This window comes from Micromonospora sp. NPDC049102, assembly GCF_043197485.1.
GTDB lineage: Bacteria > Actinomycetota > Actinomycetes > Mycobacteriales > Micromonosporaceae > Micromonospora.
Map to the genome: position 1 here is coordinate 146224 of NZ_JBICTE010000013.1, position 17270 is coordinate 163493.

The following is a 17270-nucleotide window of genomic DNA, read 5'->3' on the forward strand; positions in this document are numbered from 1 at the left end:
GTGTCTGTGATCGGCAACTGGCGGTCCGATGGGGCGTGCGGCCAGCCGTCCCTCGTGCGTCAGCCCCAGCGTTCGGAGTCGCCGACGGCGACCGCCCGGCGCAGCACGATGGACGTGGACGAGAGTCGTTCCGTACTCGGTCGCCCGGCGGGCAGTAGCTCCTGCCCGTAGGACGACCATCGACCCGTCGGGTCGGGAATGGGTGTCTGCGGCGACGACGGCGACGCGACGGACTCGGTCATCGCCGTCCGCCAGGTCGCCTCGGGTCGGGCCAGTGGCCGGCCGAGCACGCTCACTCCGGCGGCGCTGCCCCGGGTCGGTGAGCCATCCGCCTGTCCGGGTCGGACGCGCGGCGTCGCCGCCTGCTCGGGGCGCTGCGGAGCGTCGGTCACCACCGGGTTGGGCTCGGTGATGGCGTCCTCGACGCGGGTGGACACGACCGCCACGTGGGAGGCCGGCGACCGCTCGGCCGGGGCCGTCAGGCCGGTCGGCGTCGACCGCTCGACCGGAGTCGGCCGTTCGACCGCGGTGCCCTCGACCGTCTTGCCGCTTCCGGGCGCGCGACCCGATCCGCCCGGGTCTGCGGGCTGCCGGCGATGCCGACCACCGCTGCTGCCCGAGGAGTCCTCGACGAGCGCGCTGACCAACTCCCGGATGACGGCGCCCGACCTCGCCGACGGCAGCGACAACGTGTCCTGGACGGCGTCCAGAGCCGGAGCCGGTTGCTGCCCGGCCGCGCGGTTGTCCGTCCGCGCCTCCGCGCCGATCACCACGACACCGGCCAGGGGAAGTCCGAGGCGCTGGACGAGGCGGGCTGCCCGCGTACCGTCGTCGAGGTTCGTCCGGCCGGCCCGGATGACCAGCAGCACGCCGTCCGCGTGCTGGGCGAAGGCGGAGATCTCCCGTCCCGCCAGGATCGGCGGCGCGTGCACGAGCACGCAGTCCTCGTCCTCGCCCAACGTGTTGAGAAGTCCGCCCAGTTCGTGCAGGGCCTGCGTGTCCGCGCCCTCGCGGGGTTCGGCCGGGAGCACGGTCAGGGTGGGGAAGTCGACCAGACGCACCGGAGAGCACTTCTGGGTCAGGACCTGTTGCCAGGTGTGTGGCGCCTCCGGGAAGTGGCCGGACAACACCGGGTCCCGTACCGCCCCGTCCACCAGGGTGGCCCGGCAGTGCTCGTCGGCCAGACCGAGACCGAGCAGTGCGGTCACCAGCGCCTTGCCGTCGTCGTCGTGGGCGCTGGTGACCAGCAGCCTCCGGCGTGGCAGCGGGGCGGTGAGCACACTGAGCGTCGAGATCGTGGCGCGTACGGCGTCGGTGACGTCGGTGCGCGCGTAGAGCGCGCTGGCGTGGTGGCGGGAGAACCGGCGCGGCAGCTTCGGCAGCACGCCGAGGACCGGCAGGCCCAGGCGCGCCTCGACCTGCCCGACGTCGCGCAGTCGACTGTCGAACCGGTCGCGCAGGAGCGTCGCGCCCCAGCCGGCCAGCAGCCCGGCCAGGGCCCCGAGCACGCCGTTCAACATCGGTTTCGGGAAGGCGGGGATGGTCGGCGCGCTGGCGGTGTCGAGCACCCGGGCGTTGATGCTGGTCGAGCCGCCCATCTCCAGTTTGCTCAGGCGTTCGCTGGCGGCACGGGAGGCCACGTTCGCGATGGCGGCGGCCTGCGCCCCGGAACCCGCACTCGCGTGCACGGTGATGATCTGGAGGCCGAGTTCGTACTCACCGCTGACGTGGCCGAGCACCGCGTGCTCGGGCAGTCGCAGCGTGCGCGCCGTCTCGATCGCGACCTCCCGGGAGCCGACGAGCCGGGCGATGGTGGGTGTGAGGTTCTGCGCGAGAGCCAGGTCCGCAGGCCGGCTCTCGTCGGTCTGTTCGGCGCTGACCAGCACGGACGCCTCGGCCTCGTAGCGGGCCGGTAGGAGTGCGGTGACCCCCTGGGCGGCGGCCAGGCCCGCGCACAGGCCGATCAGCGGTACGCCCACGCGGCGCCACGAGGCACCGAGCAGGCCCTTGACATCTATCGACGCGCTCATCAGGCGATTGCCTCTCTTGTTGAGTGCCCGGCCTCGGCGGGCGGTGTGCGAAAGGGGCGGGTGGGGGACAGCAGCCCGCGCCAGGTGGCGCAGAGGGTGTCGGCGATGCGGTCCCAGTCGAACTCGGCGTCCGCTCGGTGCAGCCCTTGGTTCGCCAGCCGGCCGGCGAGTGAGGGATCGTCGCGCAGTAGCGCGAGGCGGGCCGCCAGCGCGGGTACGTCGCCAGCAGGAAAGATCAGTCCGGCGTCGCCCACCACGTGGGGAATCTCGCCGACGTCGCTGCCCACGACCGGTACGCCACAGGCCATGGCCTCGACCAGCACCCGGCCGAACTGCTCGCGCAACGGGATGCCGATCCAGGGCAGCGTGTTGCGCTGCACGACCTCGACCGACGGCATCGCCAACGCGTCCATCCGGTTCAGCAACCCGGGCAGTTCGGCGTGCCCGGCCCAGCCGTGCCGGTGCACCCGGCCGGGCCGTCGCGCGGCCGCCCGTTCGATCTCGCCGCGCAGGCTGCCGTCCCCGACCAGCGACACGTCGCAGTCGATCAGCTCGGCGGCGCGCAGCAGGTCTGTCACGCCCTTGTGCGGCTCGAACCGTCCGACGAATCCGACGGTGAACGGGCGCATCGCCGGATCGGTGGGCAACGGGCGGAAGACCCGGATGTCCACACCGAGCGGGACGATCGTGGCCGGGCCGCGGTAGCCCTTGACGCGCAGCACGTCAAGCGCGGCCGGCGTGATCGGGAAGGCGTGGTCGACGGACAGGTAGGACTGTCGCTCGATCCGGGGAAAGGGCACCGGGAACCGGGTCACCACGTTCTGCGCGGCGTACAGGGTGGTGGGCACCCCGGCCCAGCAGCGTTGCCGCAGCCGCAGGGCCTGCCAGGTGGTGAGGTAGGCCGCCTCGCCGATGACGTGCAGGATGTCGGGGCGGGTGGTGGTCACGTCGTGCTGGCCGGGGACACGGAACAGCACCGAGGCCATGTGTCCGGTCAGCGACTCGCCGAGCAGGTGCGGGACGACGTGGTACCGCAGTCGGCGGTGTCGTCCGCTGAGCCGGGCCAGCTCACGTCGGGTCGCCGGGGACACGTCCGCGGCGAGTACGGTCAGGGTGACGTCGGGCTGTTCACACAGCACGTCGAACAGGTCCGTCCAGTGTTCGGTGCGCTTGCCGACAACCGTGATCAGGACGTGCATCACGCTCCTCCTCTCGTCTCAGCTCGGGTGACCGCGATCCGGCCGATGCGGGTCCAGGCCCGCAGCCGCGCCGTCCCGGCTCGGGGTTGCAGGGGCATCCGCACACCGGCCAGACCGATACCGATCAGGGCGCGCAGCAGCACGACACCGCGTACGGCGCGCAGGGTGCCGGCTCGGTGCCGGGCGAAGTACCGCAGCATGCTGCGGTACAGGTGGGGCCAGATCCAGGCCGGATCGGAGCTGCTCGCGCCGCCGGTGTGCAGGGCGGTCACGGACGGCACGTACAGCACCTCGGCGCCGCGCCGGGCGGCCTGGAGGCACAGCTCCTCGTCCTCGTAGTACAGGAAGTAGCCCTCGTCGAGCCCGCCGACCGCCTCGAACAGGTCGGTGCGTACCGCCAGGCAGGCGCCGGAGACCCAGTCCACCGCCACCGGCTGCGCTCCCCGTACGCAGGCGTCGTAGGCGGCGCGGCGCTGCCGGCCGCTGAGCAGCCGGCGCAGCGCGACCGGCGCCAGCGAGCCACCGAAACGGCTGGCCAGCACCGTGCCGAGGGACTCGAACCGGTGCGCGCTGATCGCGATCCGGCCGTGCGCGTCGACGAGCCGTGGTCCCGCGATGCCCACCGACTGTCGACTCCTGATGACCCGGACCAGCTCCGCGGCCATGCCGGGGGTGACCACGCAGTCCGGGTTGACCAGGAGTACGACGTCGGTGTCGATCCCGGCTGCGGCCCGGTTCACCGCGCTGGCGAAGCCGGTGTTGGTGGTGCTGGCGAGGACCGTCACCTCCGGGAAACGGTGTCGGACGAGCGCGACCGTGCCGTCGGTGGAGGCGTTGTCCACCAGTCGTACCGGCAGTCCCTCCTGCCGCAGCGCGGTCAGGGCGGCGACGATCTGCCGCTCCGAGTTGTGGGTCACCACGACGGCGGTGGCGTCGGCGTTACTCATGCCGTGACTCCCGTCCGGTGCACCGGACGGTGCAGGAGCGGCGCTCCCGCGAATCGTCGGAGCGGCGCTCGTTCCTGTTCTGCGGTGAGCAGGGTCAGTGCCGGCAACAGGCCCAGTTCCCAGTGCCCGTCGGTCGGCGCCGCGAAGACGGCGGCGGCCAGGAAGCCGCAGGACAGCGCCGCGAACGGCAGGGTGATCCCGTCCCGGCTGCGCAGGCCGACGCGGATGCTGCGCAGGATCGGCCAGAGCACGAGCAGGAGGCCGACCAGCCCGAGGTTCGCCAGTACCGTGACGTAGAAGGCGTGGTAGACCGGCCCGACGTCGGTGAGGGTGAAGCCCGACAGGTAGACGCCCGGCGTGCTCTGGCCGAGGCCGGCGCCGACCAGCGGCTGGTCGGCGAAGACACCCAGGCCCACCGACGACTCCGCACCCCGGTAGCCGGCCGACTGCGCCAGGCCCTTGACGATCTCGCCGGCCCGGTCCCGTACCCCCGGTTGCAGGGCGAGGACCGCCGCCACCGCGACCGCGGCGGCGGCGGTCGCGGCCAGGCCGGTGCGCACGGCCCGACCACCACGGACCAGCATGACCAGCAGGGCCAGCGCGGCGGCGAGCCAGATTCCCCGGTACGACGCCAGGAGGACGTCGACGGCGAAGAACCCGGCGAGCAGGAGGACGCCGTTGCGACGCCACCCCCGCAGTCGACCAGCGGCCCAGATCAGCGGCGGGACCGCCATCAGGGTGATGAGTCCGCCGTGCCGTCCCGGTGTGGCGACCGAGAGGGCGGTGAAGGTGCCCGCCAGCACCACGTACAGGATCCCGGCCGCCAGGATCCGACGGGCCGTGGTCAGGGTGTGGGTCGCGACGAAGAAGTACACCGGGATCGTGGCCATCTGGTACGCGGCGACCAGCACCTCCCCGGAGCGGTTGCCGACGGCCAGGCCGTAGACCGCGGCCACGACGGTCAACCCGATGAGGGTCAGCATGCCCAGGTCGGCGGGGGTACGCCGGGTCGGCCCCTCCACCCGCAGCCAGTGCCGTACGGCCAGCGCGGCACCGCCGGCGGCCAGCAGCAGCACCTTCACCGCGATGAATCCCCGGACGTCACCACCGCTGAGCACGGCACCGATCACGGCACCGCCGATGATGCCGACCGGCAGCACCGCCCAGGGCCAGAGCAGGAAGACGCCACAGGCGAGTACGCCGGCGGCGGCGGCCAGTCCGACCGGCCCGGGCAGCAGGGTGACCACGGTGACCAGGGCACCGAGCCCGGCGCCGCCGAGGAGCACCGTCGGTGCGACGATCGGCACTCTCATCGCGGCAACCCCGCCAGCAGTGAGCGCAGCCGCACACCCCGGATCGACCAGCTGTTGCGGGTGGCGACCGCCCGGCGGAGGGCCACCTGCTCGGGGGTGTCAGCACCGTCCAGCGCAGCGTCGATGGCGGCGGCGAAGCCCTCCGCGTCGTCGGCGAGGGCGATGACGTCGGCCAGCGCCTCCAGCGCGGGCAGCGGTGTCGCGACGACGGGCTTGCCGAGGGCGAGGTACTCGTAGCACTTCTTCGGGTGCACGTAGTCGACGAGGCTGCCGACCCGGTAGGGGATGACGGTGACGTCGCAGGCGCGCAGGATGTTCGGCACCTCGGCGAAGCCGACGGCGTCCACCAGGTGCACGTTGGACAGGTGCAGCAGCGGGGCGCGGCCGGCACGGGTGGACGGGCCGATCAGCACGAAGGTCCACTCGGGGTGCGCCCGGGCGACCTCGGCGACCAGGTCCCCGTCGAAGGCGCGGGTGTCGACCGCCCCGCTGTAGCCGATCAGTGGCCGGCGCATCCCGGTCAACCAGGGCGCGACGGTGCCGTCCGGCGAGAAGTGCTCCGGATCGCATCCGTTGGCCAGCACCACGGGCGCGGGGTCGACGGCGGGCATCCGTTCCGGTAGCGCGCTGGACGAGGCGAGGACGAGGTCGGCCGCGCCGACGGCGGAGTCCAACGCCCGCCGCAGGTGCCGACGGTTCCAGCGTCTCGTGAACGTCCAGTCCAGGTCGGTGGCGTCGTACACCACGGCGGACGCGTCCAGTCGGGCGGCGACCGGCGCGGCCAGGTCCTCGTCCAGCCACAGCAGTCGTACCGAATCGGCATGCCGGCGGAACCAACGGCGGAGCCGGAGCGCGGCGAACCAGCGGTTGATCCGGTTGACCGGCGGCAGGTGCCGGCCGAGCGGCAGCAGCGCGGGCCCGGCGCACTGCCACAGGCCGTCGGCCACCTGGCGGACGCGCAGCCGCCAGCGGGGGAGGTGCCCGGCGGGGTCGACGAAGAGCACCCGGTGGTCGACGGTCAGCTCGCGCGCCAGGGCGTGCTGACGGTGGGCGCCGTTGGCCCACGGGGTGCCGCTGAAGACGACCACCCAGTCCCGGTCGTCGGTGGCCGTGGGGTCGACGGTCGGCGCCGATGGGCGAAGCGTGCTCTCAACCACGGCGCGACCCCTGCATCGGTCGGGGTGCCACAGTGGGCAGCACCTCGTCCTCGCCGAGCCGGCCCAGCACGGGGCGGGCGCGCTCGTCGTCGAGCCGCAGCAGGCGAGCGCCGGCCTGTCGGTCCAGCCAGCGCCGCAGGGCGCCGGCCGCGAACCGGCGGTTGATCCAGTTCACCGGTGGCAACGCGTCACCCAGCGGCAGTGCGGTCGGCGCGACGGCGCGCCAGGCCGTCGAGCCGATCGGGGTCATCTCGCACCGCCAGCGGGGACGACGGCCCGGCGGGTCGACGAAGAGCAACCGCTGCCCGGTCGCCAACAGCTCCAGTTCGGTCTGGTGCCGTTCGACCGACCAGCGGTTGCGGCTGAACAGCACCACCCAGTCGCGGGTGTCGCCGTCGGGCAGCGGGCCGACGTCGCCGCGCAGGGCGGCGAGCAGGTCGGCCATACCCAGCTGGACGTGTCGGCCGAACAGCCGCTTGACCAGGTGGTCGACGAGCAGGACGGCCTGGAACACCGCCATCCGGTGCCGGGGTTGGGTCGTCCGCAGGTAGCCGACCATGCTGCCCAGGAGGTGTCGGAAGCGGATGGCCGGCCCGAGCAGCCGGCAGGACGCTCCTCGGCTGTGGGTCACCACCGCGTCGGGGAGCATCCACAGTTGGTGACCGGCCTGCTGGAGCTGACGGGCGAGGATGGCGTCGTTCCAGTAGACCGGGAACGTCTCGTCGAAGATGGTCTGTCGTCCGAGCACCGAACGGCGCAGCAGCATGCAGCTACCGGAGGCGAGTTGCCGGGGGCGGCTGAAGTCCTCGCCGCGCATCTGGAACCGGTGCAGCGCCTGGCGGAACCCGGGCACGCGGCGCAGCGCGGTGACCAGCGCGATGCTGGCGGCGAAGCTGGGCTGCTGGACGTAGTGCTGCTGGAACGTGCCGTCCGGGTTGAGGTACAGCGGGCTGACCCCGGCCACGTCCGGCCGATCCCGCAGATGGTCGACCATCCGGGACAGCGCGCCCGGGTGGAACCGGATGTCGCTGTTGAGCAGCAGGACCAACTGCCCGGTCGACCGGCGGTACGCCTGGTTCACGGCGGCCGCGAAGCCGGTGTTGTGGCTGTTCCGGATCAGGCGGACCCGGGGTTGGTCGGCGAGCATGTCGGCGGAGCCGTCGGAGGAGGCGTTGTCGACGGCCACCACCTCGTAGTCCAGGTCGGCGGGGGCGGTCGCGGCCAGCGACTCCAGGCACTGCCGGGTCTGCTCGCGCGTGTTCCAACTGATCAGCAGGACCGACAGCGTTGGGGCGCCCATCACGACACGCTCCGGTCGTCCCGGCGGGCGAAGATCCGCAGCAGGTCGCCGAGCCGGCTGTGCGTCACCCGGGGTGAACGGCTGGCGGCGACGTCGGCGACCAGGAGGTTCCGTGCGTTGCGCAGCCGGGCCGCCGGTCGCCAGTAGAACCGCGAGAAGACCGTGTCGTGGGAGATGACCCGGAAACCGGTCTCCACCAGCATCTGGGTGAGCGTGTCCGGGGTGAAGTGCCACCGGTGGTACGCCGGAGCGATGGCGGGCCAGTCGGTGCCGAGTCGGTGGGCGGCGGCGGAGGCGATGTTGGGGACTTCGAGGGCGAGCCAGCCGCCGGGGGTGAGGGCGGTGTGGGCGGCGTGGAGGAAGGCGCGGGGGTCTTGGACGTGTTCGAGGACGTGGAAGGCGCAGATGGTGTCGGCGGTGAGGGTGGGTGCGATGGTTTCGAAGTAGCCCTGGCGTACGGGCATGTGGAGGTGGTCGCGGGCGTACTGGGCGGCGGCGTGGCTGACTTCGATGCCGGTGGCGTTGATGCCGGCGTGGTGGGCTGCTTCGAGGAAGTAGCCGCCGGCGCATCCTGCTTCGATGAGGGTGGTGGGTCGGGTGGCCGAGAGCAGCCACCGCAGCCGCCGGGCGGCCTCGAACCGGCGTTGACCGGCCGAGGCGAAGTACTCCTGGTACCCGTCGGTGGTGTAGTACGCCTCGTCGTACAACTCCTCCGGGTCCGGCGCGTCGCCGGCCGTCCAGACGAAGCCGCAGTCGGGGCAGCTCCACAGCAGGTCGCCGAGCGTCGGCGAGTGCCCGCCGGCGCGGCCGCAGAGCCGGCACCGGACCAGCTCGATCCCATCAAGTTTCATCGGGTACTCCGTCGGTGTTGTGGCGTCCGGGCGATCACCCGGAGCAGGTCGCCGAGGCGCGGATGGGTCAGCCGTGGTGAACGGAGCCCGACCAGGTCGGCGGGTAGGAGGTGTCGCGCGTGCCGCAGCCGGTAGCGCAGCGGCATGTAGTAGCGGAAGACCGCCGTGTCCTGCCGGACCACCTCGAAGCCGGCGTCGGTCACGAGCCGGGTCAGCGTCGCGGGGGTGAAGTGCCAGCGGTGGTAGCGCGGCTGGAGGCCGGGCCAGTCGGTGCCGAGTCGGTGGGCGGCGGCGGAGGCGATGTTGGGGACTTCGAGGGCGAGCCAGCCGCCGGGGGTGAGGGCGGTGTGGGCGGCGTGGAGGAAGGCGCGGGGGTCTTGGACGTGTTCGAGGACGTGGAAGGCGCAGATGGTGTCGGCGGTGAGGGTGGGTGCGATGGTTTCGAAGTAGCCCTGGCGTACGGGCATGTGGAGGTGGTCGCGGGCGTACTGGGCGGCGGCGTGGCTGACTTCGATGCCGGTGGCGTTGATGCCGGCGTGGTGGGCTGCTTCGAGGAAGTAGCCGCCGGCGCATCCTGCTTCGATGAGGGTGGTGGGTCGGGTGGCCGAGAGCAGCCAGCGCAGCCGCCGGGCGGCCTCGAACCGGCGTGGTCCGGCCCGGAAATAGTCGTCGTAGCCGCCGTCGGCGAAGTAGTCCTCGTCGTAGCGCCCGTCCGCCTCGGCCTGCTCCTGCGCGGTCCAGGCGAACCCGCAGGCCGCGCAGCGGCGCAGCAGCCCACCGAGTTCGGGTCGGTGGTCCTGCCGTGGCCCACAGACGAGGCACCGGGCGGTACTGCGGTCCACGCTCATCGCGGGCCACCTGCCGTCGGGGCCAGGACGGCCGAGGGAGCACGCAACAGCCGGCGCAGCCGCGTCCGGTCGCTCGCGCTGAATTGTCCGCCGACGGCCAGCAACGCGGCGGCGACGAGCAGGGTCAGGCCCGCGCGGCTGGAGACGGCGAGGGCGGCGTCGAGTCGCCCGGGGCCGTCCGGCAGGTAGCGGCTCGCCGCGCTGGCGACCAGTCCGGCCGCGACCGCCACGGCGATCGGCGGCCAGATCACCCGTACCAGCGGCGTCAGCCGCCGGGCCGTCGCCGCGTGGAAGTAGACCAGGAAGTACGCGGTGCTGAGCACCACGGCCAGGGCTGTCGACAGGGGTACGCCCAGCGGCCCGCAGAGCCAGATCAGCGGCACCGTGAGGGCCAGGTTGAGCACGACGGAGAGCAGCACGTACCGCGTCTCCAGCCCGGGTCGGCCCTCGGCCCGGGCCATGACGGTGGTCGCCCCGCTGATCAGGTTGAGGGCGTAGGCGGGGGTGAGCACGAGGATGTTCACCGTGGCCCAGGGGACCTGGTGTCCCAGCCAGAGCCGGACCAGCGGGTCGGCGCTGACCATCAGGGCCGCGGCGGCCGGGGCGAGGAACAGCGCCAGGTATCGGGTGGCCGCCAGGTGGAACCGGTCCGACATGCCGGTGCCGCGGCTGACCGAGCGGGCGACAGCGGCCGGGAACAGCACCACGAGGGCGAGACTCGGTGGTAGGCGCAGCAGGTTGAGCAGGCGGCTGCCCAGGTCGAAGTCGCCGGCGACGGCGGGGCCGAAGACCCCGGCGAGGACGAGGCGGTCGAGTTCCACGTTGACCATGCCTGCCCCGGCGGACACCTGCACCCGCATGCCGTAGCCGCCGATCCGGCGTGCGTCGGGCAGGCCCAGCCGTCCCCAGTGTGGCGACAGGTCCGGGCGTTGTCGGTGGGCGGCCCCGGTGAGCAGGACGGTACGGATCGCGCCGGTCGCGGCGGCGGAGGCGGCCAGCGCCGCCAGGCCGCCGCCGAGGCGTACCACCAGGATGGCCAGTGCGGCGCCGAGCACGGCGGTGCTGGCGCTGATCGCGGCGAGCGACCCGTACCGTTGGCCGCCTTCGAGCACGGCACGCCAGGGCAGCTCGACGGCACCGGCCACCAGGCCGAGGACCAGCCAGAGCGTGGCGTGCCAGGCCTCGCCGGCGAGGTCGCCCAGCCGCAGCAGCCCGGTGAGCCACGGCCAGCAGACGCCGAGCGCCCCCACGGTGAGCAGTCCGAGCAGCGCGGCCCAGCCCAGCGCCAGCCCTTGTAGCCGGCGCACCAGGTCACGGTCCGCCGCGCTCACGGCCTTGGCGACCTCGCGTACCAGCGCGGAGCCGAGTCCGAGATCGACAAGTGCGGCCATGGCCAGCAGGCCGGCCAGCACGATCCAGACGCCGAATTCCCGGGGCCCGAGGCTCTGGTAGACGACCGGCACCGAGACCAGGCCGGACACCGCCATGACCACCCGCGCGCCCAGCATGCTGGCCGTGTTGCGGGTGACCCGGGTGTCGACCGCGTCGGTGGCGCTACCCACGGGGGAACCCCCGGAACAGCTCGACGACGGTCAGCAGCAGCAGGGCCAGGTCGACCCGCATCGAGCGGCAGTTGAGGTAGAGCAGGTCGCAGCGGAGTTTGTCCTCCACGGTGGCCGCGTAGCCGCCGGTGAGCTGCGCGATGCCGGTCAGCCCCGGGCGGATGAGGTGCCGCAGGTCGTAGTGCGGCAGGCGGTCGAAGCCGGCGATGAACTCCGGCCGTTCGGGGCGTGGGCCGACGAGGCTCATCTCGCCGCGTACGACGTTCCACAGTTGAGGGAGCTCGTCGAGACGGGAGCGTCGTAGCCAGCGCCCGACCCGGGTGATCCGGGTGTCGTCCGGCTGGGCGAGGACGGGTCCGGTGGCTTGTTCCGCGCCGACCCGCATGGTCCGGAACTTGACCAGCTGGAACAGCCGGCCGCCCGCGCCGACCCGCTCCTGGAGGTAGAACGGCGGCCCGGTGAACGCGACCACGACGGCGATCAGCGCGATCAGCGGGATCACCACGACGGCGCTGAGCAGGATCACGGCGAGGTCGAAGGTGCGCTTGAGGCGTTCGTGGCGGGGTCGGCCCGCGCCGGAGCCGAGGCGGATCCAGGGCAGCCCGCCGAAGCGGGCCATCGCCGGCGCTCGCAGCAGGCCGTAGACCGGTCGTGCCAGCACCAGGATCTCGACTCCGGCGCTCAGGCAACTGGTCATGAGGCGTTCGTCGATGCTCTCCAGGGAGTGCTTGAGCAGCAGCAGTCGGGGCCGGACACGGGTGAGGACCGCCGCGACGTCCTCGGCGCGCGACGGCATCGGCAGCCGGGCTGCGACGTCGAACTCCTCGTCGAGCCGGTCGGGCACGGCGGCGACGTCGTTCGGCTCGATGACCACCACGCGTACCCGCCGGCTGCTCTGATCCGGCCTCGGGGCCCGCTCGCGCCGCTCGGCGCGGTGGACGGACACCTGGTGCACGGCCGCCGGTGACCTCGACGCCGCACCGACACCGGTCGGGACGTCGACGCGGTCGAGCGACGCCGGAGAGTGGCCCGCAGCGATGGGACCCCGCGTCTTCCTCATCGCGTCGACCTCCTCGGTAAGGGACTCGCAGGGCATGCCAGCCAGCACCCCGGGAGCAAGTCTCAAGGACAAAAACCCCAAGAGGGTCAAAACGGTAAAAAAAGGATTCTGGGGACGCGCATGGCTATATGGCGGCAACCTGGGTGGTGAAAGGTTCCCTTTCAGGCGTTCTAGGTCCGCGTTGATGGCCCGAGCCCGGGTTGTCGGCACCGGCCGACGGCCCTGTCGTACCGAGGAGTTCCAGATGGTCCTGCCAGACATCGCCGTCGGTCCCGAACCGTCGGCGATCCCGGTGCCCCGTCGCGTTCTGGTGGTCGGCGGCGCCGGCTTCATCGGCAGCCACGTGGTCGCCCGGATGATGCTGATGGGAAGCGAGGTGCGCGTCCTCGACAACTTCACCACCGGGCGGTTGGAGAACCTCGCCGACGCCGCGTACGGCGGGCTGACCGAGGCCGACGTGGTGACCGGCGACATCCGCACTCCGGAGGGGCTGGAGATCGTGCACCAGTGGCAGCCCGAGGTGGTGGTGCACCTGGCCGCGCAGCCCAGCGTTCCCGCGGCCCGCCGCTCACCCCTGTACGACGCCGACGTGAACGTGTTCGGCACCGTCAACGTGCTCGACGCCTGCGTCCGCAGCGGGGTACGACTGGTGATCAATGCGGCCAGCAGCGCCATCTTCGGCAGGGTCCCCGCCAACGAGCTGCCGATCCGTGAGGACCACGCGATCGCGCCGGTCAGCCCGTACGGCATCAGCAAGGCCGCCGGTGCGCACTACCTCGACTGGTACGGGCGGCAGCACGGTTTGGCGTACACCTCGATGGTCTTCGGCAATGTCTACGGCCCCCGGCAGGAGGGCGGCGACTGCGGCGTCGTGTCCCTCATGGCGGATGCCCTGGTCCGTGGTCGGCAGGTGGTCATCTACGACGACGGCGCGCAGACCCGGGACTTCATCCACGTCAGTGACGTCGCCGAGGCGGTTGCCGTCGCCTCGCACCACCCGGGGGCGGGGATGGTCAACATCGCCTCCGGGCGGCAGACCAGCATCAACGAGGTGTACGACGCGGTCCGGGACGCGTGCGGCGTGGAGGCCGCGCCCCGCTACGAGCCGCTGCCCTGGCCGGGGGAGGTACGCGCCATGGCGCTCGACATCCGCAAGGCCCGTGAGCTGCTCGGCTGGTACCCGAAGGTCGGCCTCACCGAGGGTGTGCGGATGACGGTGCGGGACGCCCGTCGCCGGCACGGCGGCCAGGTCCTCACCCAGGCGCGCGACCTCGACCCGGTGGCGGCGACCCAGTAACGGCGTCGGGACGCCCGCGTCGTGCGGTTACCGCCCCAACGTCTCGAGGCGCGGTGAGCGAGCGCGGGCGGTCCCGGCGAGAGCGGCGAACACCGGTGTCCGCAACGCTTCCTCGAGCTGCTCCCGCCACGGCGCCTGCGGGCTGACCCCGGCCACCCGCCACCGCCCGTGCCCCAGCACGCCGTAGGCGGGACGCTGCGCGGGGCGGGGAAACATCGTGTGCGACACGGGTTGGACCCGCTCCGGGTCCAGCCCGGCAAGGTCGAACAGCGCGCGGGTCAGGTCGTACCAGGTCGAGTGGCCCGTGCTGGTGCCGTGGTAGATCCCCGGCGGTGCCACCCCGGTGTGGGCCGCCTGGCCCAGCTCCACCAATTGCCGGGCCAGCGCCCGGCTCCAGGTCGGCTGGCCGGTGTGGTCCGCCACCGCCCGCACCACGCGGGACTCGGCGGCCTGGGCGAGCATGGTGGCGACGAAGTTGCGCCCGTGTTCGCCGTACAGCCAGGCGGTACGGACGATGTAGCCCTGCTCGGGCAGGAACTGCCGCAGCGCCTCTTCGCCGGCGAGTTTGCTCCTGCCGTAGGCGTTCACCGGGCCGGTGGGCTCGTGCTCCTGGTAGGGGCGGCGGGCGGCGCCGCCGAAGACGTAGTCGGTCGAGATGTGCAGCAGGCAGGCCCCGGAATCCGCGCAGGCCCGGGCCAGGTGGCACACGGCCGTGCCGTTGACGGCTGTCGCCTCGTCCTCGGCCTGCTCGGCAGCGTCCACATTCGTCCAGCCGGCGGCGTTGACCACGATGTCGTGGCCGGGCACGAGGCGCGCGACCGCCGCGGGATCGGTGACGTCGAGCGTGGCGTGGTCGGCGATGGTCACGGACGCGCCGGGGTGGTGTGCGAGCGCGTCGACCATGTCCCGACCCAGCATGCCGTGCGCTCCGGTCACCAACCAACGAGCTGCTATGTCCATCGAAAAAGGATAAAACGTACAAAACATCCAAGCGGCGCTTTTAAGGCATGAAACATTACAGGCTCGCGCTGCTTCCCGGAACCTGACGAACTTTTGCATTGATCAGTCCCACTCTTGCTGAACCGCATTCGGAACTGCCACGATGGCCGTCAATGCCTTCCGTCCCGAAGGAGTGGTCCCCATGGCGGTAACCCGCCGCAGGTTCGTCACATCCGTGTTGGCGGGCTCCGCCCTCGCCGCCGCCTCCACCACGAAGCTCCTCGCCAGCCCCGCCCAGGCCGGCAGTCCTCCCGGGGACGTGGTCGGCAAGGTCACGGTCGGCTACCAGGGCTGGTTCAGCGCCCCCGGCGACTCCGCGCCGATCGGCGGCTGGTGGCACTGGAGCCGCGACCGGTTCCAGCCGCCCTCGCCCAGCAACACCACGATCGTGTCCTGGCCGGACATGCGCGAGTACACGCGCAGCTATCCCACCGCGTACCCGAACCTCGGCAACGGTTCGCCGGCCACCCTGTTCTCCTCCTACGACCAGCAGACAGTGGACACCCACTTCCGCTGGATGCAGGAGTACGGCTGCGACACCGCCGCGCTGCAACGCTTCAACCCGACGGGCGACGAGGGGCCGACCCGCGACGCCATGACGCTCAAGGTCCGCTCGGCGGCCGAGCGCTACGGCCGCAAGTTCTACATCATGTACGACGTCACCGACTGGCTCACCATGCAGGCGGACATCAAGACCGACTGGCTGAACAAGATGTCGACGCACACAGCTTCCAGTGCGTACGCCCGCCAGAACGGCAAGCCTGTCGTCTGCATCTGGGGCTTCGGCTTCAGCGAGCCCAGCCGACCCTTCACCCCCGGGCCGTGCCTGGAGGTCATCAACTGGTTCAAGGCGCAGGGCTGCTACGTCATCGGCGGCGTGCCCACCTGGTGGCGGCAGGGCATCGAGGACTCCCGCGCCGGCTTCCTCGACGTCTACCACGCCTTCCACGCGATCTCACCGTGGATGGTCTACCGGGCCAGGACCGTGGAGGAGCTGGACTCGTACTACAACAACGTCAACGTCGGCGACATGGCCGACTGCGCGGCACGCGGCATCGACTACCTGCCCTGCGTGATGCCCGGCGACCTCGCCGGCGGACACCGCAAACACGGCGACTTCTACTGGCGGCACATCCACAACATGGTCCGGCTCGGCTCCCAGGGCCTCTACGTGTCCATGTTCGACGAGTACAACGAGGGCAACCAGATCGCCAAGACGTCCGAGACACAGGCGACCACCCCGGCCGGCGCGAACATCCGCGCCCTGGACGAGGACGGCGTCGCCTGCTCGTCGGACTACTACCTGCGCATCACCGGCGACGGTGGCCGGATGCTCAAGGGACAGCTCGCGCTCACCGCGACCCGCCCCACCCCGCCCATGGTCGGCACCCCGCCACCGACCAGCGGCGACCTCGCTGCCGGCCGGTCCACCTCGGCCAGCAGCCAGAACGGCTCCTTCGTGGCCGCGAACGCGGTGGACTCCGACGCCGGCAGCTACTGGGAGAGCGGCGGCGGCTCGTTCCCGCACTGGTGGCAGGTCGACCTGGGCGCCAGCCAGCAGGTCAGCCGGCTCGTGGTGCGGCTCCCCGCCGGCTGGGAGGCGCGCACCCAGACCATCACCGTGCAGGGCAGCGTCGACGGCAGCTCCTTCTCGACCATCGCCGGAGCCTCGGCGTTCGCCTTCGACCCGGCGACCGGCAACACCGTCAGCCGCACTCTCACGACCACCACGGCCCGCTACGTCCGGCTGAGCATCGCCGGAAACACCGGCTGGCCGGCGGGCCAGCTCGCCAAGGTCGAGGTGTACGGCTCCAGCAGCACCACGGACAACCCGCCGACCGCCCCGAGTGGCCTCGCGGTGACCGCCAAGACGTCGAGCAGCGTGTCCCTGGCCTGGACGGCCTCCACCGACGACAAGGGCGTCACCGGCTACCAGGTACGCCAGGGTGGCACGGTCGTCGCCACAGTCACGGGCACCACCGCCACCGTGAGCGGGCTGGCCGCGTCGACCTCGTACACCTTCACCGTCGTCGCCCGCGACGCCGGCGGCAACAGCTCAAGCGCGTCGAACGCCGTCACCGTGACCACCGATGCCGCCGCCAACTCGGACCTGGCCCGCGGCCGGTCCACCTCGGAGAGCAGCCACGTGCAGAGCTACGGCTCGGGCAACGTGGTCGACGGCGACGCGAACAGCTACTGGGAGAGCGCCAACAACGCCTTCCCGCAGTGGGTGCAGGTCGACTTGGGCGCTGCGCGCACGGTCGGGCGGGTCGTGCTCAAGCTGCCGCCGTCATCGGCCTGGGGTGCTCGGACGCAGACGGTCGCCGTTGCCGGCAGCACTGACGGTTCGAGCTTCGGGACGCTGGTTGGAGCGGCGGGGCGGACGTTCGATCCGTCGACGGGAAACTCGGTGTCGTTGACGTTCGGTGCCGCGCAGGCTCGTTACGTGCGGATCACCGTTACCGGTAACACCGGCTGGCCGGCCGGGCAACTGGCGGCACTTGAGGTGTACGCGAGCTGACCGGACGTGGGGCGGCCGCCGGACGCCGACCGGCGGCCGCCCTCCCGTCGAGCCCAGCCCCTAGACGAGTAAGTCCTAACGACCCTGGGTGGTGGAGATAGACGAAGGGTGTTGAGGATCAGTTTTGTGACGACCGACCTCAACACCCTTCTGACGGCACTGTACGTGAAGATCGATGACTGGCTC

The 17270-nt window shown here is 71.9% G+C and carries 13 protein-coding genes; 2 read left to right on the forward strand and 11 right to left on the reverse strand.

Going from position 1 to position 17270, the window contains the following annotated elements; translation table 11 throughout:
* Positions 1-59 precede the first annotated feature (59 nt).
* Genes ACGFH9_RS15850 through ACGFH9_RS15895 form a run of 10 tightly spaced genes read right to left on the reverse strand, consistent with a single transcriptional unit; the run spans position 60 to position 12267 of the window.
* On the reverse strand, positions 60-2030 hold the full coding sequence (locus tag ACGFH9_RS15850) for a hypothetical protein (protein ID WP_393219377.1): 1971 nt from the start codon (positions 2028-2030) through the stop codon (positions 60-62).
* Positions 2030-3229, reverse strand: coding sequence for a glycosyltransferase family 4 protein (locus tag ACGFH9_RS15855; RefSeq protein ID WP_393219380.1), 1200 nt, complete (start codon positions 3227-3229; stop codon positions 2030-2032). The genes ACGFH9_RS15850 and ACGFH9_RS15855 overlap by 1 nt, the downstream gene beginning before the upstream one ends.
* Entirely contained in the window at positions 3229-4176 is a 948-nt protein-coding gene (locus ACGFH9_RS15860; protein ID WP_393219383.1) for a glycosyltransferase family 2 protein, read from the reverse strand. The genes ACGFH9_RS15855 and ACGFH9_RS15860 overlap by 1 nt, the downstream gene beginning before the upstream one ends.
* On the reverse strand, positions 4173-5489 hold the full coding sequence (locus ACGFH9_RS15865) for an O-antigen ligase family protein (protein WP_393219386.1): 1317 nt from the start codon (positions 5487-5489) through the stop codon (positions 4173-4175). Before ACGFH9_RS15865 ends, ACGFH9_RS15860 begins: the two co-directional genes overlap by 4 nt.
* Positions 5486-6646: a glycosyltransferase gene (locus tag ACGFH9_RS15870; protein ID WP_393219389.1), complete on the reverse strand. Its 1161-nt coding sequence runs from the start codon at positions 6644-6646 to the stop codon at positions 5486-5488. The genes ACGFH9_RS15865 and ACGFH9_RS15870 overlap by 4 nt, the downstream gene beginning before the upstream one ends.
* A complete protein-coding gene (locus tag ACGFH9_RS15875; RefSeq protein WP_393219392.1) occupies positions 6639-7946 on the reverse strand; it encodes a glycosyltransferase family 2 protein in 1308 nt (435 codons plus the stop codon). The genes ACGFH9_RS15870 and ACGFH9_RS15875 overlap by 8 nt, the downstream gene beginning before the upstream one ends.
* Positions 7946-8797, reverse strand: a complete 852-nt coding sequence (locus ACGFH9_RS15880) for a class I SAM-dependent methyltransferase (RefSeq protein ID WP_355243381.1) — start codon at positions 8795-8797, stop codon at positions 7946-7948. The genes ACGFH9_RS15875 and ACGFH9_RS15880 overlap by 1 nt, the downstream gene beginning before the upstream one ends.
* Positions 8794-9645 (reverse strand): class I SAM-dependent methyltransferase, encoded by an 852-nt coding sequence (locus ACGFH9_RS15885; protein WP_393219396.1) that lies wholly within the window; start codon positions 9643-9645, stop codon positions 8794-8796. The genes ACGFH9_RS15880 and ACGFH9_RS15885 overlap by 4 nt, the downstream gene beginning before the upstream one ends.
* Positions 9642-11207 carry a lipopolysaccharide biosynthesis protein gene (locus ACGFH9_RS15890; RefSeq protein WP_393219399.1) on the reverse strand — a complete coding sequence of 522 codons (1566 nt, stop codon included), beginning with the start codon at positions 11205-11207 and terminating at the stop codon, positions 9642-9644. The genes ACGFH9_RS15885 and ACGFH9_RS15890 overlap by 4 nt, the downstream gene beginning before the upstream one ends.
* Complete coding sequence (locus ACGFH9_RS15895; protein WP_393219401.1) at positions 11200-12267, reverse strand: sugar transferase; 1068 nt, start codon at positions 12265-12267, stop codon at positions 11200-11202. The genes ACGFH9_RS15890 and ACGFH9_RS15895 overlap by 8 nt, the downstream gene beginning before the upstream one ends.
* 244 nt (positions 12268-12511) lie before the next feature.
* Here ACGFH9_RS15895 and ACGFH9_RS15900 point away from each other — a divergent pair, with 244 nt between their 5' ends.
* Positions 12512-13564 carry an NAD-dependent epimerase/dehydratase family protein gene (locus ACGFH9_RS15900; protein WP_393219404.1) on the forward strand — a complete coding sequence of 351 codons (1053 nt, stop codon included), beginning with the start codon at positions 12512-12514 and terminating at the stop codon, positions 13562-13564.
* A 27-nt stretch (positions 13565-13591) separates the two neighbouring features.
* Here ACGFH9_RS15900 and rfbD read toward each other — a convergent pair whose 3' ends face one another.
* A complete protein-coding gene (gene rfbD, locus ACGFH9_RS15905) occupies positions 13592-14524 on the reverse strand; it encodes a dTDP-4-dehydrorhamnose reductase (RefSeq protein WP_393219407.1) in 933 nt (310 codons plus the stop codon).
* A 181-nt stretch (positions 14525-14705) separates the two neighbouring features.
* On the opposite strand from rfbD, the gene ACGFH9_RS15910 reads away from it, so the two are divergent.
* Positions 14706-17084: a discoidin domain-containing protein gene (locus ACGFH9_RS15910; RefSeq protein ID WP_393219410.1), complete on the forward strand. Its 2379-nt coding sequence runs from the start codon at positions 14706-14708 to the stop codon at positions 17082-17084.
* Positions 17085-17270 lie beyond the last annotated feature (186 nt).